General features: G+C 54.1%; 27 protein-coding genes. 9 read left to right on the plus strand and 18 right to left on the minus strand.

Annotation, left to right across the window (positions count from 1 at the left end):
• The first annotated feature begins 132 nt into the window (after window positions 1–132).
• Entirely contained in the window at window positions 133–2,076 is a 1,944-nt protein-coding gene (gene cpdB / locus AOY24_RS20425) for a 2',3'-cyclic-nucleotide 2'-phosphodiesterase (protein WP_054177251.1), read from the plus strand.
• Window positions 2,077–2,114: 38 nt separating this feature from the next.
• Here cpdB and AOY24_RS20430 read toward each other — a convergent pair whose 3' ends face one another.
• On the minus strand, window positions 2,115–2,495 hold the full coding sequence (locus AOY24_RS20430) for a helix-turn-helix domain-containing protein (protein WP_042321550.1): 381 nt from the start codon (window positions 2,493–2,495) through the stop codon (window positions 2,115–2,117).
• Between the two features lie 91 nt (window positions 2,496–2,586).
• Here AOY24_RS20430 and AOY24_RS20435 point away from each other — a divergent pair, with 91 nt between their 5' ends.
• The 4 genes from AOY24_RS20435 to ytfE all read left to right on the plus strand — a co-directional run bounded on the left by AOY24_RS20435 (window position 2,587) and on the right by ytfE (window position 6,140).
• Entirely contained in the window at window positions 2,587–3,435 is an 849-nt protein-coding gene (locus AOY24_RS20435; RefSeq protein WP_054177252.1) for an SDR family oxidoreductase, read from the plus strand.
• Window positions 3,436–3,516: 81 nt separating this feature from the next.
• The gene (locus tag AOY24_RS20440) at window positions 3,517–4,341 is read left to right on the plus strand and encodes an AraC family transcriptional regulator (RefSeq protein ID WP_054177253.1); all 825 of its coding nucleotides are present in this window, start codon (window positions 3,517–3,519) and stop codon (window positions 4,339–4,341) included.
• Window positions 4,342–4,417: 76 nt separating this feature from the next.
• The gene (locus AOY24_RS20445) at window positions 4,418–5,389 is read left to right on the plus strand and encodes a DMT family transporter (RefSeq protein ID WP_042999198.1); all 972 of its coding nucleotides are present in this window, start codon (window positions 4,418–4,420) and stop codon (window positions 5,387–5,389) included.
• Window positions 5,390–5,477: 88 nt separating this feature from the next.
• Complete coding sequence (gene ytfE, locus AOY24_RS20450) at window positions 5,478–6,140, plus strand: iron-sulfur cluster repair protein YtfE (protein ID WP_044257213.1); 663 nt, start codon at window positions 5,478–5,480, stop codon at window positions 6,138–6,140.
• A gap of 60 nt (window positions 6,141–6,200) precedes the next feature.
• On the opposite strand, the gene cycA is transcribed toward ytfE, so the two are convergent.
• Window positions 6,201–7,610: a D-serine/D-alanine/glycine transporter gene (gene cycA / locus AOY24_RS20455; protein ID WP_054177254.1), complete on the minus strand. Its 1,410-nt coding sequence runs from the start codon at window positions 7,608–7,610 to the stop codon at window positions 6,201–6,203.
• A gap of 322 nt (window positions 7,611–7,932) precedes the next feature.
• The gene (gene fklB, locus AOY24_RS20460) at window positions 7,933–8,553 is read right to left on the minus strand and encodes an FKBP-type peptidyl-prolyl cis-trans isomerase (protein WP_042999195.1); all 621 of its coding nucleotides are present in this window, start codon (window positions 8,551–8,553) and stop codon (window positions 7,933–7,935) included.
• Between the two features lie 222 nt (window positions 8,554–8,775).
• Between fklB and AOY24_RS20465 the strand changes: the two genes are divergently transcribed.
• Complete coding sequence (locus AOY24_RS20465; protein WP_044257216.1) at window positions 8,776–9,420, plus strand: OapA family protein; 645 nt, start codon at window positions 8,776–8,778, stop codon at window positions 9,418–9,420.
• 110 nt (window positions 9,421–9,530) lie between these two features.
• On the opposite strand, the gene AOY24_RS20470 is transcribed toward AOY24_RS20465, so the two are convergent.
• From AOY24_RS20470 to AOY24_RS20495, 6 genes are all read right to left on the minus strand, one after another.
• Complete coding sequence (locus AOY24_RS20470) at window positions 9,531–10,454, minus strand: DMT family transporter (protein WP_054177255.1); 924 nt, start codon at window positions 10,452–10,454, stop codon at window positions 9,531–9,533.
• A gap of 144 nt (window positions 10,455–10,598) precedes the next feature.
• Window positions 10,599–11,048, minus strand: a complete 450-nt coding sequence (gene rplI, locus AOY24_RS20475) for a 50S ribosomal protein L9 (protein WP_042999192.1) — start codon at window positions 11,046–11,048, stop codon at window positions 10,599–10,601.
• A gap of 41 nt (window positions 11,049–11,089) precedes the next feature.
• Entirely contained in the window at window positions 11,090–11,317 is a 228-nt protein-coding gene (gene rpsR, locus AOY24_RS20480; protein ID WP_000135199.1) for a 30S ribosomal protein S18, read from the minus strand.
• 4 nt (window positions 11,318–11,321) lie between these two features.
• A complete protein-coding gene (priB, locus tag AOY24_RS20485) occupies window positions 11,322–11,636 on the minus strand; it encodes a primosomal replication protein N (RefSeq protein ID WP_042321531.1) in 315 nt (104 codons plus the stop codon).
• A gap of 6 nt (window positions 11,637–11,642) precedes the next feature.
• Window positions 11,643–12,038 carry a 30S ribosomal protein S6 gene (gene rpsF / locus AOY24_RS20490; RefSeq protein ID WP_054177256.1) on the minus strand — a complete coding sequence of 132 codons (396 nt, stop codon included), beginning with the start codon at window positions 12,036–12,038 and terminating at the stop codon, window positions 11,643–11,645.
• Window positions 12,039–12,197: 159 nt separating this feature from the next.
• Window positions 12,198–12,962 (minus strand): TSUP family transporter, encoded by a 765-nt coding sequence (locus tag AOY24_RS20495; protein WP_044327173.1) that lies wholly within the window; start codon window positions 12,960–12,962, stop codon window positions 12,198–12,200.
• Between the two features lie 300 nt (window positions 12,963–13,262).
• On the opposite strand from AOY24_RS20495, the gene yjfY reads away from it, so the two are divergent.
• Window positions 13,263–13,538, plus strand: a complete 276-nt coding sequence (yjfY, locus tag AOY24_RS20500; RefSeq protein WP_044257220.1) for a DUF1471 family protein YjfY — start codon at window positions 13,263–13,265, stop codon at window positions 13,536–13,538.
• Window positions 13,539–13,637: 99 nt separating this feature from the next.
• Here yjfY and yjfP read toward each other — a convergent pair whose 3' ends face one another.
• The gene (yjfP, locus tag AOY24_RS20505) at window positions 13,638–14,387 is read right to left on the minus strand and encodes an esterase (protein ID WP_042999189.1); all 750 of its coding nucleotides are present in this window, start codon (window positions 14,385–14,387) and stop codon (window positions 13,638–13,640) included.
• 181 nt (window positions 14,388–14,568) lie between these two features.
• Between yjfP and bsmA the strand changes: the two genes are divergently transcribed.
• Window positions 14,569–14,898, plus strand: a complete 330-nt coding sequence (bsmA, locus tag AOY24_RS20510) for a biofilm peroxide resistance protein BsmA (RefSeq protein ID WP_042999188.1) — start codon at window positions 14,569–14,571, stop codon at window positions 14,896–14,898.
• 147 nt (window positions 14,899–15,045) lie between these two features.
• A complete protein-coding gene (yjfN, locus tag AOY24_RS20515) occupies window positions 15,046–15,321 on the plus strand; it encodes a DUF1471 family protease activator YjfN (protein ID WP_072140690.1) in 276 nt (91 codons plus the stop codon).
• Between the two features lie 37 nt (window positions 15,322–15,358).
• On the opposite strand, the gene AOY24_RS20520 is transcribed toward yjfN, so the two are convergent.
• The 8 genes from AOY24_RS20520 to hflK form a co-directional block, all read right to left on the minus strand.
• Window positions 15,359–16,981: an isovaleryl-CoA dehydrogenase gene (locus AOY24_RS20520; RefSeq protein ID WP_054177257.1), complete on the minus strand. Its 1,623-nt coding sequence runs from the start codon at window positions 16,979–16,981 to the stop codon at window positions 15,359–15,361.
• Between the two features lie 113 nt (window positions 16,982–17,094).
• Entirely contained in the window at window positions 17,095–17,826 is a 732-nt protein-coding gene (rlmB, locus tag AOY24_RS20525) for a 23S rRNA (guanosine(2251)-2'-O)-methyltransferase RlmB (RefSeq protein ID WP_042321448.1), read from the minus strand.
• 66 nt (window positions 17,827–17,892) lie between these two features.
• Complete coding sequence (rnr, locus tag AOY24_RS20530; RefSeq protein WP_044257223.1) at window positions 17,893–20,334, minus strand: ribonuclease R; 2,442 nt, start codon at window positions 20,332–20,334, stop codon at window positions 17,893–17,895.
• A gap of 227 nt (window positions 20,335–20,561) precedes the next feature.
• Window positions 20,562–20,987 (minus strand): nitric oxide-sensing transcriptional repressor NsrR, encoded by a 426-nt coding sequence (nsrR, locus tag AOY24_RS20535; protein WP_042321442.1) that lies wholly within the window; start codon window positions 20,985–20,987, stop codon window positions 20,562–20,564.
• A 220-nt stretch (window positions 20,988–21,207) separates the two neighbouring features.
• Entirely contained in the window at window positions 21,208–22,506 is a 1,299-nt protein-coding gene (gene purA / locus AOY24_RS20540; RefSeq protein WP_042321439.1) for an adenylosuccinate synthase, read from the minus strand.
• A 103-nt stretch (window positions 22,507–22,609) separates the two neighbouring features.
• Window positions 22,610–22,807: a DUF2065 domain-containing protein gene (locus tag AOY24_RS20545; RefSeq protein WP_042321436.1), complete on the minus strand. Its 198-nt coding sequence runs from the start codon at window positions 22,805–22,807 to the stop codon at window positions 22,610–22,612.
• Window positions 22,808–22,893: 86 nt separating this feature from the next.
• Window positions 22,894–23,898: a protease modulator HflC gene (hflC, locus tag AOY24_RS20550; protein WP_042321433.1), complete on the minus strand. Its 1,005-nt coding sequence runs from the start codon at window positions 23,896–23,898 to the stop codon at window positions 22,894–22,896.
• Window positions 23,899–23,900: 2 nt separating this feature from the next.
• Complete coding sequence (gene hflK / locus AOY24_RS20555) at window positions 23,901–25,157, minus strand: FtsH protease activity modulator HflK (RefSeq protein ID WP_042999185.1); 1,257 nt, start codon at window positions 25,155–25,157, stop codon at window positions 23,901–23,903.
• Window positions 25,158–25,315: the final 158 nt, after the last annotated feature.

Raw genomic sequence — 25,315 nt, forward strand, 5'->3', positions numbered from 1 at the left:
AAAGCGAATCCGCCAACTGTGATAGTGTCTGCGGTTTTGCTTGCTAAACTGATGCATGCTTCACAGTTCTGTAAGCAAGAAGATATAAATACATTTTTTACTGTGTTTCAGATCTTAAAAGGATGCCCTCTGATGATTAAGTTTAGTGCAACGCTTCTGGCCACGCTGATCGCGGCCAGCGTGAATGCCGCGACCGTTGATCTACGGATAATGGAAACCACTGATTTGCATAGCAACATGATGGATTTCGATTATTACAAAGATACCGCAACCGAAAAATTCGGACTGGTACGCACCGCAAGCCTGATTAACGCCGCGCGCGATGAAGCCAAAAACAGCGTGCTGGTCGACAATGGCGATCTGATTCAGGGCAGTCCGCTGGGCGATTATATGGCGGCAAAGGGACTGAAAAAAGGCGAGATCCATCCGGTCTACAAAGCGCTGAATACACTGGATTACGCGGTTGGTAACCTCGGTAACCATGAGTTCAACTACGGGCTGGAATATCTGCAAAAAGCGCTGGCAGGCGCGTCATTCCCTTACGTTAACGCCAATATCATCGACGTTAAGACCAAAAAGCCGTTGTTTACCCCTTATCTTATTAAAGAGACGGATGTCGTCGATCAGGAAGGCCATAAGCAGACGCTGAAAATCGGCTATATCGGGTTTGTCCCTCCGCAGATCATGACCTGGGATAAAGCGAACCTGAGCGGCAAAGTGACGGTTAACGACATTACCGAAACCGCACGTCGCTATGTCCCAGAAATGCGTGAAAAAGGGGCCGATGTGGTGGTGGTGATCGCGCATTCAGGACTCTCTGCTGACCCGTACCAGAGCATGGCCGAGAACTCGGTTTATTATCTCAGTGAAGTGCCCGGCGTGGATGCCATTATGTTTGGTCATGCCCACGCGGTCTTCCCCGGTAAAGACTTTGCCAACATCAAAGGCGCGGATATCGCAAAAGGGACGCTGAACGGCGTGCCGGCGGTGATGCCAGGCATGTGGGGCGATCATCTGGGCGTGGTGGATCTGGTGCTCAATAACGACAGCGGCAAATGGCAGGTAACGCAGGCCAAAGCCGAAGCGCGCCCCATTTACGACACCGCTGCGAAGAAATCACTCGCTGCCGAAGACAGCAAACTGGCGGAGATTCTGAAAGCCGACCACGACGCGACGCGCGAATTTGTCAGCCAGCCGATCGGCAAATCCGCAGATAACATGTACAGCTATCTGGCGCTGGTGCAGGACGATCCGACCGTTCAGGTGGTCAATAACGCACAGAAAGCCTATGTCGAACATTTCATTCAGGGCGATCCGGATCTGGCGAAACTGCCGGTGCTTTCCGCCGCCGCTCCGTTTAAAGTTGGCGGACGCAAGAACGATCCGGCCAGTTTTGTCGAAGTCGAAAAAGGCCCGTTGACCTTCCGCAATGCCGCTGACCTTTACCTGTACCCGAATACCCTGGTGGTCGTTAAAGCCAGTGGTAAAGAGGTGAAAGAGTGGCTGGAATGCTCAGCCGGACAGTTTAATCAGATTGATATCACCAGTAGCAAACCGCAATCGCTCATCAACTGGGATGGATTTCGTACCTATAACTTCGATGTGATCGACGGCGTGGAATACCAGATTGATGTCTCACAGCCCGCACGCTATGACGGTGAATGCCAGACGGTAAATCCGTCCGCAGAAAGGATTAAAAATCTGACCTTCAACGGCAAGCCGATTGACCCGAATGCCACTTTCCTGGTCGCTACCAATAACTATCGCGCCTATGGCGGTAAGTTTGCCGGAACCGGCGACAACCATATTGCCTTTGCGTCACCGGATGAGAATCGCTCGGTGCTGGCGGCATGGATTGGCGCGGAATCTCAACGCGCCGGGGAAATTCATCCGGCGGCCGATAACAACTGGCGTCTGGCGCCGATTCACAGTGAGAAAAAACTGGATATCCGCTTCGAAACCTCGCCGGGGGATAAAGCCGCTGCGTTTATCAAAGAGAAAGGCCAGTACCCGATGCAAAAAGTGGCGACCGATGAGATCGGTTTCGCAATTTATCAGATGGATTTAAGCAAGTAACGTTAATGCCGGATGACATCTCGCCATCCGGCAACGTTTTACGCCGCCCGTTCTTCCCGCTGTGCTAACACCTGCGGCAAATTCAGCTCAATCCAGTCCGCCAGCGCGGCGACTTTATCACTGACCTGCTCGCCCAGCGGAGTCAAACTGTATTCCACGTGCGGCGGCACGACCGGATACGAAACCCGGTTGATAAACCCATCCTGCTCCAGCGCCTGCAACGACTGCGCCAGCATCTTCTCGCTCACGCCGCCCATTTTACGCCGCAAATCGCTGAAGCGATGTGTGCCGTCACGTAGCGCCACCAGGATCAAGACGCCCCAGCGACTGGTCACATGCTTTAACACCTCACGCGACGGACACTGCTCGGCAAACAAATTGCCGTCGCGCAGTTGTTGAGAAAGGGTCGATGCACTCATCTTATACTTACCTTTTTGTGCGTACTTACTAAAAGTAAGTTTAGGTGCTAGCTTTATAAAACACAAGCGACACATTAAGAAGGAGTCACTCATGATTGCTATTACCGGCGCGACGGGCCAACTGGGCCAACACGTTATTGAGAACCTGCTAAAAACCGTTCCTGCCAGCCAGATTGTGGCCATCGTTCGCAACCCGGCGAAGGCCACCGCGTTAAGCCAACAGGGAATTACCGTACGTCAGGCGGATTACAGTGACGAAGCGGCATTTACCCAGGCGTTACAGGGTGTGGACAAGCTGCTGTTGATCTCCTCCAGCGAAGTCGGCCAACGTGCCGTTCAGCACCGTAACGTGATTAATGCGGCAAAGGCGGCGAAAGTGAAATTTATCGCCTACACCAGCCTGTTGCATGCCGACCGCTCTCCCCTCGCTTTGCACGTTGAACACGTCGATACCGAGAAGATGCTGGCTGACTCCGGTATTGCCTACGCGCTGTTGCGTAACGGCTGGTATACCGAAAACTATCTCGCCAGCGCCCCTGCTGCGCTGGAGCATGGCGTATTTATCGGCGCGGCGGGCGAGGGCAGAATTGCCAGTGCAACGCGTGCGGATTACGCCGCTGCCGCCGCACAGGTCATCAGCACCGAAGGCCATGCCGGGAAAGTGTATGAACTGGCGGGTGATGAATCCTGGACACTAAGCCAGCTGGCCGCAGAACTGAGTAAACAGAGTGGCAAACCTGTCGTTTATCAGAACATGAGCGAAGCCGATTTCGCCGCCGCGCTGAAAGGGGTCGGTTTGCCAGCAGGACTGGCGGAGATGCTGGCCGATTCAGACATCGGGGCATCCAAAGGCGGTCTGTTCGATGACAGCCACACGCTGAGCAAGCTGATCGGTCGCCCGACCACGTCGCTGGCCGAAAGCGTCAACGGTATTCTGTAAGTGTTAAAAATCGGTTAATTATGGTGGCATCCCCGCGCATCCTCTCTGATAATGACAGGACGATGCGTGGGGAGAGACAACGTGCAAGGTGTACCCGAGCAGTTTAGCGATGAAAAAGACAGCGCCCGCTTTCGCCATCTGGCGCAGGTGCCTGGCGTTGAGTTGTATCACGCGCATATTTCACGCTACGCCTTTGAGCCACACACCCACGAAGCGTTCGGCATTGGCGCGATAGAAGCTGGTGCCGAGCGCTTTCGCTATCGTGGCACGCAGTACGTTGCCCCAGCCCACTCGGTCGTGACGATGAATCCGGATGAGCTGCATACCGGCGAGGCCGAAACCGCCGATGGTTGGCGTTACCGGATGATCTATCTGGAGCCCGATCTGCTGGAAGAGGTGACCGGCATTCGTCACTGGTGGTTTCACGACGTCACACGTCACGATCCGCGCCGCTCCCGTCAGATTTGTTCGCTGATCCACGGACTGTGGCACACCGACGATCCTTTAGCGCAAAAAGGATTGTTGCTGGATCTGATCGACACCTTCCAGCCGCTGGCACGTCATGCCCCGTTGCCACGGGAAGGCGCGCATCGCTTTGAGCGCGTGCGCGACTATTTGCATGACAACTACATGCGCCCGGTCACCCTCGATGAACTGGCACGCGTTGCCTCGCTTAGCCCCTGGCACTTTCAACGTCAGTTCAAAGGCCATTTCCACGTGACGCCACACCAGATGCTGATGGCGATCCGTCTGTGGCGGGCAAAAGGTTTTCTGACTCTCGGTATGCCCGCTGCGGACGTTGCCGCCGCGACCGGCCTGACCGATCAATCCCATCTCACCCGCGCCTTTACCCATCGCTACGGCATCACTCCCGTGCGCTATCAAAAGCAGGTTTATTCGCGCTAATGCGCAAGCTCATACAATACGCGCCCCGGTTCCCTGCCTACACTTTTCGTCATGTTTAACGATGTGGATGTAAAGCATGATTAGCGGTGTGTTGTACGCCCTGCTGGCAGGGTTGATGTGGGGACTGATTTTTGTCGGACCGTTGATCGTGCCGGAATATCCGGCGGTGCTGCAGTCGATGGGGCGTTATCTGGCATTAGGCTTGATTGCCCTGCCGCTGGCATGGCTCGGACGTGTGCGCCTGCGGCAGCTTTCGGCGAAAGACTGGCTGACCGCGCTGGCGCTGACCATGATGGGCAACCTGATTTATTACGTCTGCCTTGCCAGCGCCATTCAGCGCACCGGCGCACCGGTCTCAACGATGATCATCGGCACGCTGCCGGTCGTCATTCCGGTATTTGCCAACCTGCTGTACAGCCAGCGCGATGGCAGGCTCTCCTGGCTACGGCTGGCCCCAGCACTGCTGCTGATAGGCATCGGATTGCTGTGCGTGAACATTGCGGAACTCAACCAGGGCTTGCCTGATTTTAGCGGCTGGCGCTACGGTTCTGGCATCGCGTTGGCGCTGGTATCAGTGGTGTGCTGGGCCTGGTATGCGCTGCGTAATGCCCGCTGGCTGCGGGAGAACCCGGAAAAACACCCGATGATGTGGGCGACGGCGCAGGCGCTGGTAACCCTGCCCGTTTCGCTGCTGGGCTACCTCGTCGCCTGCTTCTGGCTGCATGGGAAAATGCCCGACTTCGCCCTGCCGTTCGGCCCGCGCCCTGCGGTGTTTGTAGGCCTAATGGTGGCGATTGCGGTGCTGTGCTCATGGGTAGGCGCGCTGTGCTGGAACATTGCCAGCCAGCGATTACCGACGGTGATCCTCGGCCCATTGATCGTGTTCGAAACGCTGGCGGGTTTGCTCTACACCTTCATCTTGCGCCAGACCCTTCCCCCTGTGCTGACGCTCAGCGGTATCGCTTTGCTGGTTATCGGCGTGGTGGTGGCAGTCAGAGCAAAACCGGAAAAACCACGCGTCATTCCGCTTTCAGAGCCAGGCCGTTAATCCGTCCCCCCCCCTCGAAAGGGTTATAGCGCTCGATTAAAGGTGCATTTAAAATGCATCTTACATTATTGAGAATGAGGTAATGGCTATGGCTTATCGCGATCAACCTTTAGGTGAACTGGCGCTCTCTATCCCTCGCGCGTCGGCCCTGTTTCGTAAGTACGATATGGATTACTGCTGCGGCGGTAAGCAGACGCTGGCGCGTGCTGCCGCCCGTAAAGAGCTGGACGTTGATGCTATCGAAGCGCAACTGGCACAACTGGCAGAACAACCGATCGATAAAGACTGGCGTACCGCGCCGCTGGCCGAAATTATCGACCACATCATCGTGCGTTATCACGACAGACACCGCGAGCAACTGCCGGAACTGATCCTACAAGCCACCAAAGTTGAACGCGTTCATGCTGATAAGCCCAACGTACCAAAAGGTCTGGCGAAGTATCTGACCATGCTGCATCAGGAGCTTTCAAGCCACATGATGAAAGAGGAGCAGATCCTGTTCCCGATGATCAAACAGGGCATGGGTAGCCAGGCGATGGGGCCGATCAGCGTCATGGAAAGTGAGCATGATGAAGCGGGGGAACTGCTGGAAGTGATTAAACATACCACCCAGAACGTGACGATCCCGCCAGAAGCGTGCACCACCTGGAAAGCGATGTACAACGGCATCAATGAGATGATTGATGATCTGATGGAACACATCAGTCTGGAAAATAATGTGTTGTTCCCGCGCGCCCTCGCAGGCGAATAAAAAAGGCGCCCGAGAGCGCCCTGATTCATGTAATTGCAGAGCCGCGTCGCGGCTCTTTTTTTAACGAACGCCTGCCATCCGCTTCTTACCAATCAGCCACCAGCCCAGACCCAGCGCAATGAACCACAGCGGCGTGACGAGCAGCGCCTGACGGGTATCATCTTCTAGCGTCAGCAGTACCAGCACGAAGACGAAGAACGCCATGCACACCCAGCACATCAGCTTGCCAAGCGGCATTTTGTAGATCGACTTCTCATGCAGATATGGACGCTGTTTGCGATACACCAGGTATGAGCACAGGATGATAGTCCAGACGAACATAAACAAGATCGCCGACACTGTCGTGATCATGGTGAACGCGCCAATCACGCTTGGGTTGACATACAGCATCACGACTCCGCCCAGCAGGCAGATACAGGAGAAGGTCAGCCCTTTCGCCGGAACCGCGCGTTTAGACAGCTTAGCGAATGCTTTCGGCGCCACGCCTTCCTGCGCCAGACCAAACAGCATACGGCTGGTAGAGAACACGCCACTGTTTGCAGAGGAAGCAGCGGACGTCAGGACCACGAAGTTAATCACGCTCGCAGCGGCAGGCAGACCCACCAGCACGAACAACTCAACGAACGGACTCTTATCCGGCACCACTGAACTCCACGGCGTTACGGACATGATGACGATCAGCGCAAAGACGTAAAACATGATGATACGAATCGGAATCGAGTTGATGGCGCGCGGCAGCGATTTCTCCGGATCTTTCGTTTCCGCCGCCGTCGTCCCGACCAGTTCGATCCCGACAAAGGCGAACACGGCAATCTGGAAACCGGCAAAGAAGCCGCTAATGCCTTTCGGGAACCAGCCGCCATCATTCCACAGGTGAGCAAACGACGCTTCCACACCGGTTGGCGACTGGAAGTGCATGGCAATCATCACCAGGCCGACGATAATCAGCGACACGATAGCGACGATTTTGATCATCGCGAACCAGAACTCCATCTCACCGAACATTTTCACGGTGGCAAGGTTAAGGCTCAGCAGCAGGATCACCACCGCCAGCGAGGCGACCCAGTCGGAAAGACCGGGGAACCAGAACTGCGCATAGGCCGTAATAGCGACGACATCCGCCATCCCGGTCACCACCCAACAGAACCAGTAGGTCCAGCCGGTGAAATAACCTGCCCACGGCCCCAGCAGATCCGAAGCAAAGTCGCTAAAAGATTTGTATTCCAGATTCGAGAGCAGCAATTCTCCCATTGCGCGCATCACGAAAAAAAGCATAAAACCAATGATCATATAAACAAAAATGATCGACGGCCCGGCGAGACTGATCGTTTTACCCGACCCCATAAACAGGCCCGTACCAATGGCACCGCCGATGGCGATAAGCTGAATATGTCGGTTTGTAAGATTGCGCCGTAGCGACTGTTCAGTCGGAGCCTGTTCGTCGGCGGCGACTTTTACCTGATCTACCATATTTTATTCTTCCTGTACCTGTCTGTGTTGTGCGGGCTCTGCGGCCTTTAATGCGTCTGTTGTGCATCTATGATACGACGATCCTGTTTTCAGGACTTATCGATATTAGGTAAGAATCGGCGGGATGAATACTAAGATTTAGATATTATGTTAATTATATGTTTAAAGTGAGTGTCATATCACTCTGGTAACGCGAATTAGCTCACAAAAATACACGCAACTGATGCATTTGCAAGATAAAACTCCGATACCCGGCAATCGAGCAGCGTTATTGCGCATTTTTCGTCCCCCTCCGGCGTGGAGGGGGAACAGAAGTGACTAGTTACAGAATTTCCAGCAGTTCGACGTCAAACACCAGGGTGCTGAATGGCGGGATCGACGCACCGGCGCCACGTTCGCCGTAAGCCAGTTCCTGAGGAATGGTCAGTTCCCATTTAGAGCCCACCGGCATCAGGGTCAGCGCTTCAATCCAGCCAGGAATCACGCCGTTTACCGGGAATTCAGCCGGTTCGCCGCGCGCAACAGAGCTGTCAAAGACGGTACCGTCGATCAGTTTACCGGTGTAGTGCACACGAACGCGGTCAGTACGAGCCGGGATAGCGCCTTCGCCCTGAGTCAGGACGCGGAATTGCAGACCAGATTCCGTGCTGTTCACACCGTCTTTCTCACGGTTTTCTTCCAGATATTTCACGCCATCTGCGGCCATCGCCTGGAAGCGTTCGCGACGTACGGCATCCGCACGTTCATGGATCTCGCGCAGCGCGCGGTGTACCACATCAACCGGCACGGCTGGCTGCTTGCCTTCCAGCGCGTCAGCAATACCGGCAACCAGCGCTTCAGGCAACAGCCCTTCCAGTCCGGATTCGCTCAGTTGCTGTCCTACCTGCAAACCAATGCCGTAGCTTGCTTGCGCTTCGATAGTGTCAAAAGTCGGGGTTGCCATCGTATTTCCTTTCATCGGATATAAAAAAGTAGCGGGCAGCATAACAGCCAGGCTTCTCCCGGTAAAATGTTGTCTCGGGGTGGATGACAAATCACGACGAAAAAGAAACAATAGGGATATCCCCCTGTATATGTGCCAAAAACGGGGAATATCACGAACATCATAGCGTTAGCTGTCTATACTCTATGATTGAGGAACGAGACGCGGAGCAGGAGGAAAGCCATGCCCGGGCGCTTTGAATTAAAACCAACCCTGGCGAAAATCTGGCATGCACCGGACAATTTTCGCATTATGGATCCGCTTCCGTCTATGCATCGCCGCGGCATTATCATTGCAGCGATTGTGCTGGTCGTCGGTTTCCTTCTCCCCTCAAGCGACACGAACGATACGCCAGCGGTAACCCGTAACGCGCAACTGGATCTCCAGTCGCAGTCTCAACCCCCGACGGAAGCGCAGCTTCAGGCCCAGCTTGTGGCCCCGCAAAACGATCCAGGCCAGGTCGCTCCCGTTGCGCCGGAACCCATTCAGGAAGGGCAACCGGAAGAGCAACCTCAGTCACAGCAACCGCAACCCCAGCCTTTCCAGCAGGATAGCGGCATTGAGCAGCAATGGCGCTCCTATCGCGTAGAGCCCGGTAAAACCATGGCACAACTGTTCCGCGACCACGGACTGCCACCTACAGATGTTTATGCGATGGCGCAGGTTGAAGGTGCGGGGAAACCGCTAAGCACTCTCCAGAGTGGGCAGATGGTGCAAATTCGCCAGAACGCGAATGGCGTGGTGACCGGACTGACTATCGACACCGGCAACAATCAGCAGGTACTGTTTACTCGTCAACCTGACGGCAGCTTTATCCGCGTACGTTAATTCATCGTGCCGGGGTCTGCCAGGTCTGATAAGCGTAGCGCCATCAGGCACATCAGCGCCGTGCCGGATGGCGGCTTGCCCTTATCCGGCCTACCACGGCATTGGCGGCGTTACCGCTTCACCTTATTAACCCACCAGATCCCCGAGCACACCAGAACCAGCGCAATCGCGTATTTCCACTCCAGGATATTCTCACCGAGAAAAATCGCGGACAGCACCGCGCCGGAGACCGGGATCAGGAAGTTAAACGGTGCAATCATCCCCACACGGTTATACTTAAGCAAAATACTCCACAGCGCGAACGCCACTGAAGAGAGCAACGTCAGGTAACCGAGAATCGCCACCGATGCGAGACCGTGAACCGCCAGTGTGCCGCCAAAGACATAACCACCGATCACCAACACCAGCCCGCCAATCCCTAACTGATACCCCGTCATCACGGTTGGATCGACCGTCTGAGAGAGTCGCTTACCGTAAAGTGTCGCGGCGGAGAGAATAAATGCCGCCAGCACAATTGAGCCATCGCCCGCCAGGGTAAAATTAAAATCCAGCAGCCCGCTGTTGAAGTTCACCACCATCACGCCGGTAAAACCGAGAATGCATCCCAGCGTTTTGTTGTAACTCAGTTTGTCGTTCTGATAGATGAAGTGCGCCAACAGCACGCTGAAGAAGGTGCCCGTGGCATTCATGATCGATCCCTTCACGCCGGTAGTGAACGCCAGACCGATGTAAAAGAAGATGTATTGCAGCGAGGTCTGCGTCACCCCCAGCAGCGTCAATTGCCCGAACTGCCGGGAACTCAGGCGGCCAATCGGCTTACGCTGCGCTATCGCCAGCAAGAGTAACAGCAGACCTGCGAACAGGAAGCGGTAACCAGCGAAAACAATTTTGGACGGAATATCGTCAGCGGCGATCTGGAAGATCTCATAACCGCTCTTTATGGCCGGATAGGCGCTGCCCCAGAGCAGACAACAAAACGCCGCGCTCAGCCAGACAACATTTTTACGCGCAAACAAAGGTTGCGGAGTATCCATTCATCACCAGATTGAAATTATGTTTTATTTTTAATGATTATCCCGAAAAGGACAAAGAATAGCCAGAGCGAAAAATGAGGGGAGCAGAAAAGCAAAACGCCGACACAAGGTCGGCGTTTCTTACGACGTTATCAGAATAAAAACTTATTCTGCAACAACGTTAATGGTCAGCTTAGCGAATACTTCGCTGTGAACCTGGAAGTCCACTTCGTGCTCACCAGTGGTACGCAGAACGCCGTTCGGCAGACGAACTTCGCTCTTAGCCACTTCAACGCCAGCTGCAGTTACAGCATCAGCGATGTCGCGGGTACCGATGGAACCGAACAGTTTACCTTCGTCGCCTGCTTTAGACGTGATGGTAACGGTTTCCAGTGCGTTGATTTTCTCTGCGCGTGCATTTGCAGCAGCCAGAACGTCAGCCAGTTTAGCTTCCAGTTCAGCGCGACGTGCTTCGAAGTATTCAACGTTTTTCTTGGTAGCAGGAACAGCTTTACCCTGTGGTACCAGGAAGTTACGAGCATAGCCCGCTTTAACGTTAACCTGATCACCCAGGCTACCCAGGTTTGCTACTTTATCAAGCAGAATAACTTGCATTACCTTATCCTCTCAAAGTCGTATTAATGGACCGTGACCGATTACTGATGACGATCAGTGTACGGCAGCAGAGACAGGTAGCGAGCGCGTTTGATAGCGCGAGCCAGCTGACGCTGGTATTTTGCACGGGTACCGGTGATACGGCTTGGGACAATCTTACCGCTTTCGGTGATGTAGTTTTTCAGCGTAGCGATATCTTTATAGTCGATCTCTTGAACGCCTTCCGCGGTGAAACGGCAGAACTTGCGACGACGGAAATAACGTGCCATATGGCTAGTCTCCAGAATCTATCAATTCAATCTGCTCGGCATGCAGAACCATTTTGCTCAGGCCGTTCTTTGCCTTGTGGCAAGAGATGAACCCCTGAACGGTCACTGCGCTACCGACCGTTATACTGTGAGTAATGGCCTGGTTTTCGTGTCCGCTAACAATCACGGGCATTTGGCACCACGCCTGCCGGTGAAATCCGGCTTCCTCCTGCACAGAACGATGCTCAAGCACGAACTGGCAGTGCGGAATTCCTGATGGACTGACCTTTCGAAGGGGGGTCCTGCACACGGTGCCGGACAACACCAGACGGTTGGTCATCAGAAATTACTCTTCAGAATCCCCAGTTTCAGCATCATCTGCGGTTTCGTTTGCGAAATCATCGCGACGCTCACGGCGCTCGTCTTTCGCTTTAACCATCGGAGATGCTTCGGTAACAGCGTGCTTAGTACGCATTACCATGCTGCGGATAACGGCGTCGTTGAAGCGGAAAGTTGTTTCCAGCTCATCGATCACTTCCTGCGGTGCTTCAACGTTCAGCAGAACGTAGTGAGCTTTGTGCAGTTTGTTGATCGGGTAAGCCAGCTGACGGCGGCCCCAGTCTTCCAGACGGTGGATCTTGCCTTCTGCACCAGTGATGGCAGCAGAGTAACGCTCGATCATACCCGGAACCTGTTCGCTCTGGTCAGGATGGACCATAAAAACGATTTCGTAATGACGCATCGAATTGCTCCTTACGGATTATTCAGCCTCCTGTCTGGGTCAGCCGCGGCCCATGGAGGCAAGGAACGTGTTAAAGGTCGGCTGAAAAATTGACGCGTCATAATACTGGTGTCAGGCCGCAAACTCAAGGTGATTCCAGGAATATTTGTCAGGACGCCCTTAATACATATCCAATAGCATTTTGCCGCTGATGCAGATAGAAACAATCACGATCATCGGCCTGATCACTTTCTTGCCGCGCGTGAGGACTACCGTCGCCCCCAGGCGTGCGCCAAGCGCCTGCCCGGCGAACATCACCAGTCCCAGCGACCAGATCATTTTGCCACCGAAAATGAAGAACAGAATAGAGGCGATGTTGGACGCAAGATTAATGAAATTAGAGTGAATTTGCGCTTTATCGATGCTGTATCCCCACAGCAGGATGTAGCACAGGGTATAAAAGGAACCGGCCCCGGCGCCGAGGAATCCATCATAGAAACCAACGCACCCTCCCCCTATCAGGGAAAAGAGAAACAGTGACACTTGCTGCTTCTTTTTTGGTTCAGTGAGATTGGGGGCAAAAATAAAGTAGAGCGCTACCGCGATGATGAGTACCGGTAACAGTTTTTTCAGCAGTTCCGGTTCAATGAACTGGATAAGCGTCGTCCCCAGCGCCGATCCCACAAACGCGGATAAAAAGACATACTTATGCTGCTGGACGTTGATATGTCCACGACGCAGAAAGTAGATCCCCGACGTCAATGAACTGCCCAGCGCCTGAATCTTATTGGTCGCCAGCGCATTGGCTGGCGGCAATCCTGAGAGCAATAGCGCTCCAATCGATAAAAACCCACCGCCGCCTGAAACTACATTAATAAAACCCGCTATCAGCGCCACCATAAACATAATGGCGAAGTAGCTGAAATTCATGAATGAAGTATCCATATCTTTTTGCCTTATTATCATAAAGTTAGCTTTATGTTTCGGCTCACTATAAGCGGCGATGGCCGACAGTGATATTGACGATTCGGTAAGTGTTCTTGTCAGAAAAACAGGTATTTTTCGCCACAGCAAAACGGGCTAGCCGATTGTTTACATTCAGAAAGAACGGATCGCGGTAATTTTTTGAACAACTGCATCAGAAATGGTCGCTATCGACCGACAAAGTAGCGATTAAAATTAAATCAGACGTTATCGACTAACAGGAGAAATCGCTAATCAGAGTCAGCTGTCGAGGAGGTAGGTATGCGAATCCGTTTTGTCACCCTTCTGGCGGGACTGTTGCTCAGTGCAAATACATTCGCCGCCATTGAAATAGACCACCAGCAAGCCCGAAACATGGATGATGTGCAGAGCTTAGGCGTCATTTACATCAATCATAACTTCGCCACTGAAAGTGATGCAGAAAGGGCCCTGAATGAAGAGACCGATGCGCAGGGCGCAACGTACTACCACGTGATCCTGATGCGGGAACCCGGTAGTAACGGCAACATCCACGCCAGCGCGGATATTTATCGCTAGCACCAGGAAAGTCCAACGAAAAGAAAGCCATAGCTTGACTTGCCCCCTGTTCAGGGGGCTTTTTTTTGCATGATGACGTATGGCTAGCTAGCGCCTGCGTCAGAGATGCTGACGGAAAAACGACACCGTTGCGGCCAGGGCTTCGGGCGTAATGCGATGGCGTACGCCTGCTTGCCACTGACAGGTCAGATTGTGGTCCAGGCCGGCCTGAATCATTGCCTGCTGTAAACGGAAACTTTCCGCCGCTGGCACCACATCATCGTCCTGGCCATGCCATAACAGCAGCGGTCTGTCGGCCAGTCGGGCGAGCTGCTGCGACACATCCCACTTCGCCAACGGCGCAATGATATGCGTGAATTCCTCCTGACGGGCTGGCGTGTCCAGGGCACAAGGGGGAAACAGCGTTCGCGCCAGACGGGTGAAATAACCCGAGCCCATCAGGCTGGCGACACATTTGACCTCCGGATGCTGAGTCATGATCCCCAGCGCAGTCATTGCCCCCATCGATGCGCCGCCAACCGCAAGACGTTCCTCCAGCAGCCAGTTTTCTGCACGCAGTGCCGCACGTAACGCCGTAAACTCCTGCATGCTCTGCTGCAAAATCTGCCAGAAGTGGCCCATTCTCGCCTGTTCGTCACCATTGAAACGCGCCCCATGCCCGGCGGCGTCTGGCATAATGACCCGAAATCCGGCCTGCGCCAGCGCCACGGCAAAATAGCTGTAGACCAGGCTGGAAGAGGTAAACCCGTGGTAGAAAACAATACACGGCAAAAGTGTACTGCGTTGCCCCGAAGGAAAGGCGTGAAGCAGATGATGTTCCGCCAGTTGACATGTTTCAATTTCAATCATTTGCACCTCTTTTGGCGCGGGTATGCTATAGGTCACATTATTAAACAAGGTGACGTATTCAACAACGATTCATAATGTTGAGAACTGGATTACGCTTTCACGACATTTTCATTCGAAAATCGCGCGGAAGGTAACATTTTGGGAACATTCCCCCAAAGGGAAATTAATAAGGCACTACACTATGGCTATCAGGAAACGAGATAGAGTGATGCGTCGGTTTACCTCTTTGATGTTGGTGATGCTGTTAAGTGGATGTAGCATTCTTCAGGGAACGCCACAGCCAGCACCGCCCGTCGCCGATCATCCGCAGGAAATTCGTCGCGACCAGACACAAGGGTTGCAGCGAATGGGAACCGTGACCTCTCTGGTCAGAGGCTCTCCGGATGATGCAGTTGATGAAGTCAGAGCGAAAGCCGCCGCAGCGAAAGCCGATTATTACGTTATTGTCATGGTTGATGAAACTATCGTGACGGGTCAGTGGTACTCACAGGCCGTCTTATATCGTAAATAATCATTGATGGAATTTAAGCCAATTTCACGTAGCTTTACGCCTCTATACGTTTACCTGTGCACAATAAACCGACAGCAGGAGGCTGGACGTTTATTTCGGCGATGGAATGCCCTGCACATTGCGGGGAAACGTAAAATGGAGCTGACGATGAAACAATCTCTTGCCTTATCCTCACTGCTGTTAACTGCCGGACTGGTGAGTACGACGGCGCAGTCTGCTGAATTCGCGAGTGCGGATTGCGTGACTGGCCTCAATGAAATTGGCCTGATCTCTGTCAGTAATATTTCCGGAAACCCACAGGATGTGGAGCGTATTGTCGCGTTAAAAGCCGATGAACAAGGCGCATCGTGGTATCGCATTATTCAGATGTATGAAGAGCAGCAGCCTGATAACTGGCGCGTACAAGCCATACTCTACGCATAACAGATTGCCGGATGGCGTAAACGCATCCGGCAACGTATCAGCGCAATCCCCCCGTCGCCCGCAGCAGCAACGCGTCCTGTACCCGTTCTGATAACCGCATTCCGCCGCGCGTATCCAGCATCATCTGACACCAGGCATGGGCAACAGGCGGTGATGCGTGCCGTAACATTTCTATTCCGCATCCCAACAGGAAAATCTGCTGGGTGATCTCACGACCCAGTTCTTCGGAAGGTTTGCGCAGTCGCGGCAAAAGCTGGCGTACCGCGCGATCAAAATGCCTGTCCTGCCCCCTGACCTCAGAGAATGCCTCACTCAGCATCTCATCGACCCCGGTTTGCTTGTTGATAACCCGCAAGACGTCGAGACACATGACGTTACCGGATCCCTCCCAGATACTATTGACCGGCATTTCCCGGTACAGTCGCGGCAGTTCGCTCTCTTCGCAATACCCTACGCCGCCAAGCACTTCCATTGCCTCCGCCACGAACGGAATGCCGCCTTTACAAACGGCAAATTTTGCCGCTGGCGTGAACAGACGCGCCCAGAGTCGCTCTTTGGCATCGCTACGCCGATCCCAGGCATGGGCCAGACGAAACAATAATGCGGTTTGTCCTTCCAGCTGGAGCGCCATACGACTAAGCACCTGACGCATCATCGGTTGCTCAATCAGCGGCTTGCCGGACACCTGACGCTGGTGCGCGTGGTAAATCGCCACCGAGAAGGCGCGGCGCATCAGTCCGTGACTGCCGAGCGCACAGTCAAAACGCGTCAGACCGCCCATCTTCAGGATATGACGAATGCCTTCTCCCTCATCACCAAGAAGCCAGCCGATGGCATCCTGAAACTCGACTTCCGCGCTGGCATTGGAACGATTCCCCAGCTTGTCTTTCAGCCGTTCAAGGCGGATCGCATTGCGCTGGCCGTCAGGTAAAAAGCGCGGGACGAAGAAACAGGAGAGGCCACCTTTTGCCTGTGCCAGCACCAGATGGGCATCACTTTGCGGCACAGAGAAAAACCATTTATGTCCCACCAGCCGGTACGACCCATCCGCCAGACGCTCGGCGCGGGTGGTGTTGCTCAACACATCAGAACCGCCCTGTTTTTCCGTCATCCCCATGCCGATCAGCAGGCCACGTTTTTGGCCCCCCGGCGCAAGATGCGAATCATAGCGATCGCTGTGTAGCGGCGTTTGCCAGTCGGCAAATACGGCGGGCAACATTTGCTGCAATAGCGGTGTCGCGGCAAAAGTCATGGTGATGGGGCATAACGTGCCGGCCTCCACCTGCGCATGCAGGACAAAGCGGGCTGCCCGGGCGACAAACGATCCGTCTCGCGCCGCCTCTACCCAGGGCAGATTGTGAATACGGTTGGCACACAGTCCCTGCATCAACAGATGCCACGCGGGATGGAAGCGAACGTCGTCCAGACGCTGCCCCTGGGGATCGTAACGTAGTAATTCTGGCGGCCAGGCATTCGCCAGCCGTCCCAGTTCCAGCGATTCCGCAGTGCCAAGTTGTTGACCGATACTGGCGAGAAGTTCGCTGTCCCAGCCTGCCCCCTCACGCGCTACGGCCTCGCAGAGCGCGCCATCAGACAGAAACAGATTGCTGTTATTCAGGGGTAACGGCTGATTAAAAACGGTGTGAGTTTGCCAGTGCATTGTGTTTCCCTCCTTCAATGGCATCTCAATAAGTATGGTCAGTCTGAGGGGAGAATGCCTGGAAAGGAGGGCACAAAAAAGCCATCCTGCTGGATGGCTTCAGAAATCGTCTATTAGCTGCGCTGCCGCACAGCCTCGAACAGACAGATGCCTGTCGCGACAGAAACGTTGAGCGAAGAGACGCTTCCGGCCATTGGAATGCTGATCAGCTCATCGCAATGTTCACGCGTCAGGCGACGCATCCCCTCACCTTCCGCCCCCATCACCAGCGCCATACGGCCGGTCATTTTGCTCTGATAGAGAGTATGGTCAGCTTCACCCGCCGTGCCGACAATCCAGATATTCTCTTCCTGCAACATACGCATGGTACGCGCCAGGTTAGTCACCCGAATCAACGGGACGCTTTCCGCTGCACCGCAGGCGACTTTCTTCGCCGTGGCATTCAACTGCGCAGAACGATCTTTCGGCACGATCACCGCATTAACGCCAGCGGCATCGGCGCTACGCAGACAGGCACCGAGGTTATGCGGATCGGTCACGCCATCAAGGATCAGCAGGAACGGTTGATCCAGCGAAGCAATCAGATCCGGTAGATCGTTTTCCTGATACTGACGACCCGGCTTCACGCGAGCGATAATGCCCTGATGGACGGCTCCTTCGCTTTTCTCATCCAGAAACTGACGGTTTGCCAGTTGGATGACCACGCCCTGTGCTTCCAGAGCATGGATCAGCGGCAGCAGGCGTTTATCTTCACGGCCTTTGAGAATAAAGACATCCTGAAAACGTTCAGGAGCACGCTCCAGCAGGGCCTGCACCGCATGGATGCCGTAAATCATTTCACTCATGAAATCACTCGTTAATAGTTAATCATGCCGGGTGACGCAATGCTTCCCCGGCTTACACTGTCCGGCTTACTGTGCCGTTTTCTTTTTAGCGGCACGCTTTGCTTTTGTCGCCGCCGCTATTTTTTGCGTTTTCTCAGAAGGCTTTTTCGCTTTTCTGGCCTCTTTCTTCGCCGCCTTTGGTTTTTGTTTCTTCTCGCCACGGAAAGCGCTGTCAGGCTCGAAATTGGCTTTCTTACCAACCTGACGACGGCGGCCGGTTTTTTTACCCGCATCGCCTTTCTTCGCTCTTTCACGCGCCGTTTTACCTTCGTTACGCGGCGCACGCTCGCTGGAAATCAGGCTGAAATCAATCTTGCGCTCATCCATATTTACAGCTTCGACTTTCACTTCCACGCGATCGCCAAGACGATAAGTCTGGCCGCTGGATTCGCCGGTCAGGCGCTGTCCCACCTGGTCAAAACGATAGTAGTCGTTATCCAGCGAGGAGACGTGGACCAGGCCATCGATGAACAGTTCGTCCAGACGCACAAAGAAGCCAAAGCCGGTGACGCTGGCAATCACACCTTTAAAGACGTTGCCGACCTGATCCAGCATGAAGTCGCACTTCAGCCAGTCAGCGACGTCACGGGTTGCTTCATCCGCACGGCGCTCAGCCATCGAACAGTGCTGACCCAGTTGCAGCATCTCTTCCATCGAATAATGGTAGCCACCCGTTTCGGTGGTGTTACCTTTATGGCCCTGCTCTTTCGCCAACAGATACTTAATGGCGCGGTGCAGGGAGAGATCCGGGTAACGACGGATCGGCGAGGTAAAGTGCGCATACGACTGCAGCGCCAGACCAAAGTGACCGCGGTTTTCCGGATCGTAAATCGCCTGCTTCATCGAACGCAGCAGCATCGTTTGCAGCATTTCGGCGTCAGGGCGATCGGCAACCGATTCCAGCAGTTCCGCGTAATCGCGCGGCTCCGGCTTATTACCGCCAGGTAGTTCCAGCCCCAGCTCCGCCAGAACAGAACGGAAGGAAGTGATCGCCTCAGTCGTCGGTTTGTCGTGTATACGGAACAGCGCAGGCTCCTGAGCTTTCTCAACGAAACGCGCCGCCGAGATGTTCGCCAGAATCATGCACTCTTCGATCAGCTTGTGCGCATCGTTACGCTGGGTCTGCTCAATTCGCTCAATACGGCGTTCCGCGTTGAAAATGAACTTCGCTTCTTCACTCTCAAACGAGATGCCGCCGCGCTCTTCACGGGCTTTATCCAACACTTTGTAGAGGTTGTGTAACTCTTCGATATGCTTAACCAGCGGCGCATACTGCTCGCGCAACTCCTGATCGCCCTGCAACATGTGCCAGACCTTGGTGTAGGTCAGACGCGCATGTGAGCTCATCACCGCTTCGTAGAATTTATATCCCGTCAGACGGCCTTTGGTAGAGATGGTCATTTCGCAGACCATGCACAGGCGGTCAACCTGCGGGTTCAGTGAGCACAGGCCGTTGGAGAGCACCTCCGGTAGCATCGGTACCACCTGCGACGGGAAGTACACGGACGTCCCGCGATTACGCGCTTCCTGATCCAGCGGCGTCGGCGGACGCACGTAATAGCTCACGTCAGCAATCGCCACCCATAAACGCCAGCCGCCACCGCGTTTCTTCTCGCAATAGACCGCATCGTCAAAGTCGCGGGCATCTTCGCCGTCGATGGTGACCAGCGGCAAATCGCGTAAATCCACACGCCCGACTTTTGCCTCTTCAGGCACCTCTTCTTTCAGACCGGCAACTTGTTTCTCAACGGCGGCTGGCCAGATATACGGGATTTCATGGGTTCGCAGCGCCATATCGACGGCCATACCGGTTCCCATGTTATCGCCCAGCACTTCGACGATTTTCCCTACCGCTTTGGTGCGGCGGGTCGGGCGCTGGGTGAGTTCAACCACCACCACAAAGCCCATGCGCGCGCCCATGATATCTTCAGGCGGGATCAGAATATCGAAGCTCAGACGGCTGTCGTCAGGAACCACAAAACCCACGCCCGCTTCAGTAAAGTAACGACCGACAATCTGGCTGGTTTTTGGCACCAGAACGCGCACAATACGCGCTTCACGGCGGCCTTTACGATCCGCGCCCAGCGGTTGCGCCAATACCTGATCGCCATGAATGCAGGTTTTCATCTGCTCGCTGGAGAGATACAAATCGTCTTTACGCCCTTCGACGCGCAGAAAGCCATAGCCATCACGGTGGCCAATAACGGTACCTTTCAGCAGATCGAGGCGTTCCGGCAGCGCATAACACTGCCGACGAGTGAAGACCAGTTGTCCGTCACGCTCCATCGCGCGCAGGCGGCGACGCAGGGCTTCCTGCTGCTCTTCGCCTTTTATGTTCAGTTCCACAGCCAGCTCATCGCGGCTGGCCGGTTTTTCGCGTTTAGTTAAATGTTCGAGGATAAATTCCCGGCTTGGGATAGGATTTTCGTACTTTTCAGCTTCGCGTTCCTGGAAAGGATCTTGTGACATTGAGGTTCCTCCATTGTCAGCTCCGGTGGAATTCCGTCGTCTTTCACGCCGTCTCTTTGTTGGCTGCCTTTGCTCTCCCCAGTCGCTTACTTTTGTAAGCTCCTGGGGATTTATGAGAGACATCCCTGTCTCTCACCGAAGGCCAGCCTGCGGCTGTTCAAATTCGTTCCTGACGAATTTGTCACTCAGTTGCCGCCGCGATACGACGCGAAATGCTTTGGACTTCACTATTCCACCAGCAATAATTTATAAAGCGGTTGATTCTCTTCAACCAAATCGGCCAGCGTGTAGTTATCCAGCTCCGTTAGAAAACTTTGCACGGCCTTAGAAAGCGCCTGTTTGAGTCGACAGGCAGGGGTGATATGGCAAAACTCACTGCTACAATTCACCAGCGACAGCGGTTCGAGTTCGCGCACGACATCGCCAATTCGAATGGTATTCGCGGCTTTGCCTAAACGGATCCCGCCATTTTTTCCCCGAATAGCAGTTACAAAGCCCGCCCGACTAAGTTGATTGATTATTTTGACCATATGATTACGGGAAACGCCATAGACGTCTGTCACTTCCGAAATACTGGTCATGCGACCTTCCGGGAGTGATGCCATATAGATTAGCGCTCGTAGTCCGTAATCGGTGAAACTCGTTAACTGCACATCAACCTCAGGGAAAAGGGGGAATCGGGATACATCTTATTTATATTGATGATAAACCAGCCACTAGCCAGGCCGCTAATTTATTTCAGTTCGGAAGGAAAAAAGCGAGGATTTAACGCACGATTAAGCCGGATGACGACGCCTGGCATCTTGTCCGGCTAACTACACTTTGTAGGCCTGATAAGCGCAGCACCATCAGGCACTGCGCCACGAACCCAAATTATGCGTCGAACGGGTCACGCAGAATCATGGTCTCAGTACGATCCGGGCCAGTCGAAATAATATCAATCGGCACACCGGTCAGTTCTTCGATACGCTTAATGTAGTTCAGCGCTGCCTGTGGCAAACCGCTACGCTCTTTCACGCCGAAGGTGGACTCAGACCAGCCCGGCATGGTTTCGTAAATCGGCTCGATACCTTCCCAATCGTCAGCCGCCAGCGGTGTTGTGGTCACTTCACGGCCATCCGGCATACGATAAGCGACACAGATTTTCACCTCTTTCAAACCGTCCAGTACGTCCAGTTTGGTCAGGCAGAAGCCCGACAGGGAGTTGATCTGTACTGCACGACGCACAGCAACGGAGTCCAGCCAGCCAGTACGACGACGACGCCCCGTGGTAGCACCGTATTCGTTACCCTGTTTGCACAGGAACTCACCGATGTCATCAAACAGCTCAGTCGGGAACGGACCCGCACCCACACGCGTGGAGTAAGCTTTGATGATACCCAGCACGTAATCCACATAACGCGGACCCAGGCCAGAACCTGTTGCCACGCCACCCGCAGTGGTGTTAGAGGACGTTACGTACGGATAGGTACCGTGGTCAATGTCCAGCAGCGTACCCTGCGCGCCTTCGAACATGACGAAATCGCCACGCTTGCGCGCCTGGTCCAGCAGATCGGACACATCAACAACCATAGAGGTCAGGATGTCGGCAATCGCCATCACATCATCCAGCACTTTCTGGTAGTCAACCGCGTCAACTTTGTAGAAGTTAACCAGCTGGAAGTTGTGATATTCCATCACTTCTTTCAGTTTTTCAGCGAAGGTGGCTTTGTCGAACAGATCGCCAACGCGCAGACCGCGACGGGCGACTTTGTCTTCGTAAGCCGGCCCGATACCACGACCGGTAGTCCCGATCGCTTTCGCGCCACGTGCTTTCTCACGCGCGTTATCCAGCGCAACGTGGTAGTCCAGAATCAGCGGGCATGCTTCAGACAACAGCAGACGCTCGCGAACAGGAACACCACGATCTTCCAGTCCTTTCATCTCTTTCATCAGCGCAGCCGGAGACAGCACAACACCGTTACCGATGATGCTGATGACGTTCTCGCGGAGAATACCTGATGGAATAAGATGGAGGACGGTTTTTTCACCGTTGATTACGAGAGTATGGCCTGCGTTGTGACCGCCCTGGTAGCGTACAACATATTTAGCCCGTTCAGTCAGAAGATCGACGATCTTTCCTTTACCTTCGTCACCCCATTGGGTGCCCAGTACGACGACGTTGTTACCCATTTTTCAAAATCACCGTTTGCTTAAAAATGGATTCTACCATCGCTTTTTCAGATATACAGCACTTTTTGCATGCAAAAATTAGCTAAATTCGCACGTTTTTTGATCAGCCAATCGTTTTCCTCAACATGTAGTAGACCACAATGCCCGCAACCACAAGTCCACCACCAAAACGACGTAAAGTATTTTCAGGCAACTGCGTCATGGCAGAAATCATCTTCTTCCATGCTCGCGGGTAAAGCATCGGACCTAAACCTTCAAGCACTAAAACCAGCGCAAGCGCGAGCCAGATTGTTGAGTTCATCGGACGTCCTTTATAAAAAGAAAACCACCGGCATCCTCAGGGATGCGGTGGTTTTATGCGTCTAACCTAAAACCGTTGCGACGATATTATCGCGTTGCGGTATTCGGTGTCTTCATGTAGCGGAAGAAATCGCTGTCCGGGCTCATGACCATGACATCCTGATTGCCTTCGAAGCTCTTCTCGTAAGCACGCAGGCTACGAATAAAGGCGTAGAAGTCAGGATCCTGGCTGAACGCATCGGCAAACAGCTTCGCCGCTTCTGCATCCCCTTCACCGCGCATGATACGCCCCTGACGCTCAGCTTCCGCCAGCGTTTTGGTCACTTCATAGTCGGCTGTCGCGCGCAGTTTTTCCGCTTCTTCCTGACCTTGTGAACGGTGACGACGCGCTACCGCTTCACGCTCAGCGCGCATACGGTTATAGATCGCTTCAGACACTTCGGTCGGCAGGTTGATCTGCTTGATCCGCACGTCGACCACTTCGATACCCAATGCGGCCATACTGTTCGGGTTGATCACCGGCACATTGCCGTTGGTTTCAGCCTGAACACGTTCAGCGGCTTCGGCAATCGCGTTATCCGCTGCCGGGGTCGCCACTTCGTCTTCGGTTCCGGCAGAGCCAGAGTTCAGGGCGTCACGCACTTCCAGGGTCAGACGACCACGGGAGTCGGTCACGATGTCTTTCACATCCAGACGACCAATCTCAGAACGCAAACGGTCAGAGAACTTACGTTTCAACAGAACTTCAGCCTGAGAAATATCGCCGCCGCCTGTCGCCAGGAAGTAACGGCTGAAATCGCTGATGCGCCATTTGATGTAAGAGTCGACAATCAGGTCTTTCTTCTCTTTGGTGACAAAGCGATCAGCCTGGTTATCCATCGTCTGGATACGCGCGTCGAGCATTTTCACCGACTGAATAAACGGTACCTTAAAGTGCAGACCCGGCTCATAAATCAATGGTTTTTTGTCGGCATCACGCACGACGCTGCTGAACTGGAACTTAATTCCGCGCTCGCCTTCTTTCACCACGAAAATTGAGGTGTACAGCACTACCAGCACGATGATGATAATCGCAATAACTGACTTACGCATCGTTATTCCCCCTGACGCTGGTAGTCGTTACGCTGCGCGTTAGCGCGGCGTTGGTCCATAATATCGCCCTGACTGGTGGACGAGGTGTTGCTTGCTCCGCTGCTGCTGGAAGATGACGTGGAGGGCAGACGCAGCAGGTTCGAACCGCTATCGCTCTTTGCCGCCGGCGCGCTCGCGCCTTTCAGCATCTGATCCAATGGCAGAACCATCAGATTGCCACCTTTGTCGTTAACCAACACTTTACGGGTATGGCTCAACACTTTTTCCATCGTCTCGATATACAGACGCTCGCGGGTAATCTCTGGCGCCGCTTTATATTCCGGAAGGATTTTCGCAAAGCGCGCCACTTCACCCTGCGCTTCCAGGATGGTTTGCGTTCTGTAAGCACGCGCCTCTTCGAGGATACGCTGTGCCTGACCGTTCGCACGCGGCTGAACTTCGTTGGTATACGCTTCCGCTTCACGGATGTACTGCTGTTCGTTCTCACGGGCAGCAATGGCATCGTCAAACGCCGCTTTCACCTCTTCCGGCGGACGTGCAGCCTGGAAGTTGACGTCCAGCAGGGTAATACCCATGTTATACGGACGAATGGTCTCTTCCAGTTCACGCTGGGTATCGCTACGAATAACGGTACGCCCTTCGGTCAGGATACGGTCCATGGTGTATTTACCGATCACGCCGCGCAGGGCGCTGTCGGTCGCCTGACGCAGACTGTCATCCGCGCTGGTTACGCTAAACAGATATTTTTGCGGATCGGTGATGCGGTACTGCACGTTCATCTCAACGCGCACCACGTTCTCATCTGACGTCAGCATCACACCGGAAGCGGCCAGTTCGCGGACGGCTTCCACGTTCACCGGCGTCACCTCGTCGATAAACGTCGGCTTCCAGTTCAGGCCCGGTTCAACCAGATGGCTGAACTTACCAAAGCGTGTCACCACGCCGCGCTCTGCTTCTTTGATGGTGTAGAAACCGCTCGCCGCCCAGATAATGACGATAGCTGCCGCCGCGATGGAGACGACACGTCCGCCCAGATGCGGGCGCGGGCCTTGCGATGAGCTTCCGCCGCCAGAGCCGGTACCTTTACCGCCTCCCAGTCCACCGAGTTTTTTACTCAGCTTGCGAAAGATGTCATCGAGATCAGGTGGCCCCTGCTCGCGACCACCTTTGTTTCCATTTCCCTCAGAGTTGCCGCCTGGTTTGCTGCTTCCCCACGGGTCGCGGTCTTGTCCGTTATTACCGGGCTGATTCCACGCCATGTTTGTGCTCCATATTTGTTATGCGATGCTATACCTGTGTTTTTTGCGCGGCAGATGCGTTGGCTACATCCCTCAGCTCCCGTCACATAGTTGACTATGCTCCAGAGAATTTCAGGACTTGCCGCCTTCCTGCCACTCAACCTCCACAAGGTACAGAG

This window comes from Citrobacter sp. CtB7.12 (genome assembly GCF_001297795.1).
GTDB classification, from domain to species: Bacteria; Pseudomonadota; Gammaproteobacteria; order Enterobacterales; family Enterobacteriaceae; genus Citrobacter_A; species Citrobacter_A amalonaticus.

Bases quoted from the DNA above. Each gene is read 5' to 3' on its own strand.
- cpdB (WP_054177251.1), top strand. From the start codon at position 133: ATGATTAAGTTTAGTGCAACGCTTCTGGCCACGCTGATCGCGGCCAGC.
- AOY24_RS20430 (WP_042321550.1), bottom strand. From the start codon at position 2,495: ATGAGTGCATCGACCCTTTCTCAACAACTGCGCGACGGCAATTTGTTT.
- AOY24_RS20435 (WP_054177252.1), top strand. From the start codon at position 2,587: ATGATTGCTATTACCGGCGCGACGGGCCAACTGGGCCAACACGTTATT.
- AOY24_RS20445 (WP_042999198.1), top strand. From the start codon at position 4,418: ATGATTAGCGGTGTGTTGTACGCCCTGCTGGCAGGGTTGATGTGGGGA.
- ytfE (WP_044257213.1), top strand. From the start codon at position 5,478: ATGGCTTATCGCGATCAACCTTTAGGTGAACTGGCGCTCTCTATCCCT.
- cycA (WP_054177254.1), bottom strand. From the start codon at position 7,610: ATGGTAGATCAGGTAAAAGTCGCCGCCGACGAACAGGCTCCGACTGAA.
- fklB (WP_042999195.1), bottom strand. From the start codon at position 8,553: ATGGCAACCCCGACTTTTGACACTATCGAAGCGCAAGCAAGCTACGGC.
- AOY24_RS20465 (WP_044257216.1), top strand. From the start codon at position 8,776: ATGCCCGGGCGCTTTGAATTAAAACCAACCCTGGCGAAAATCTGGCAT.
- AOY24_RS20470 (WP_054177255.1), bottom strand. From the start codon at position 10,454: ATGGATACTCCGCAACCTTTGTTTGCGCGTAAAAATGTTGTCTGGCTG.
- rplI (WP_042999192.1), bottom strand. From the start codon at position 11,048: ATGCAAGTTATTCTGCTTGATAAAGTAGCAAACCTGGGTAGCCTGGGT.
- rpsR (WP_000135199.1), bottom strand. From the start codon at position 11,317: ATGGCACGTTATTTCCGTCGTCGCAAGTTCTGCCGTTTCACCGCGGAA.
- priB (WP_042321531.1), bottom strand. From the start codon at position 11,636: ATGACCAACCGTCTGGTGTTGTCCGGCACCGTGTGCAGGACCCCCCTT.
- rpsF (WP_054177256.1), bottom strand. From the start codon at position 12,038: ATGCGTCATTACGAAATCGTTTTTATGGTCCATCCTGACCAGAGCGAA.
- AOY24_RS20495 (WP_044327173.1), bottom strand. From the start codon at position 12,962: ATGGATACTTCATTCATGAATTTCAGCTACTTCGCCATTATGTTTATG.
- yjfY (WP_044257220.1), top strand. From the start codon at position 13,263: ATGCGAATCCGTTTTGTCACCCTTCTGGCGGGACTGTTGCTCAGTGCA.
- yjfP (WP_042999189.1), bottom strand. From the start codon at position 14,387: ATGATTGAAATTGAAACATGTCAACTGGCGGAACATCATCTGCTTCAC.
- bsmA (WP_042999188.1), top strand. From the start codon at position 14,569: ATGGCTATCAGGAAACGAGATAGAGTGATGCGTCGGTTTACCTCTTTG.
- yjfN (WP_072140690.1), top strand. From the start codon at position 15,046: ATGAAACAATCTCTTGCCTTATCCTCACTGCTGTTAACTGCCGGACTG.
- AOY24_RS20520 (WP_054177257.1), bottom strand. From the start codon at position 16,981: ATGCACTGGCAAACTCACACCGTTTTTAATCAGCCGTTACCCCTGAAT.
- rlmB (WP_042321448.1), bottom strand. From the start codon at position 17,826: ATGAGTGAAATGATTTACGGCATCCATGCGGTGCAGGCCCTGCTGGAG.
- rnr (WP_044257223.1), bottom strand. From the start codon at position 20,334: ATGTCACAAGATCCTTTCCAGGAACGCGAAGCTGAAAAGTACGAAAAT.
- purA (WP_042321439.1), bottom strand. From the start codon at position 22,506: ATGGGTAACAACGTCGTCGTACTGGGCACCCAATGGGGTGACGAAGGT.
- AOY24_RS20545 (WP_042321436.1), bottom strand. From the start codon at position 22,807: ATGAACTCAACAATCTGGCTCGCGCTTGCGCTGGTTTTAGTGCTTGAA.
- hflC (WP_042321433.1), bottom strand. From the start codon at position 23,898: ATGCGTAAGTCAGTTATTGCGATTATCATCATCGTGCTGGTAGTGCTG.
- hflK (WP_042999185.1), bottom strand. From the start codon at position 25,157: ATGGCGTGGAATCAGCCCGGTAATAACGGACAAGACCGCGACCCGTGG.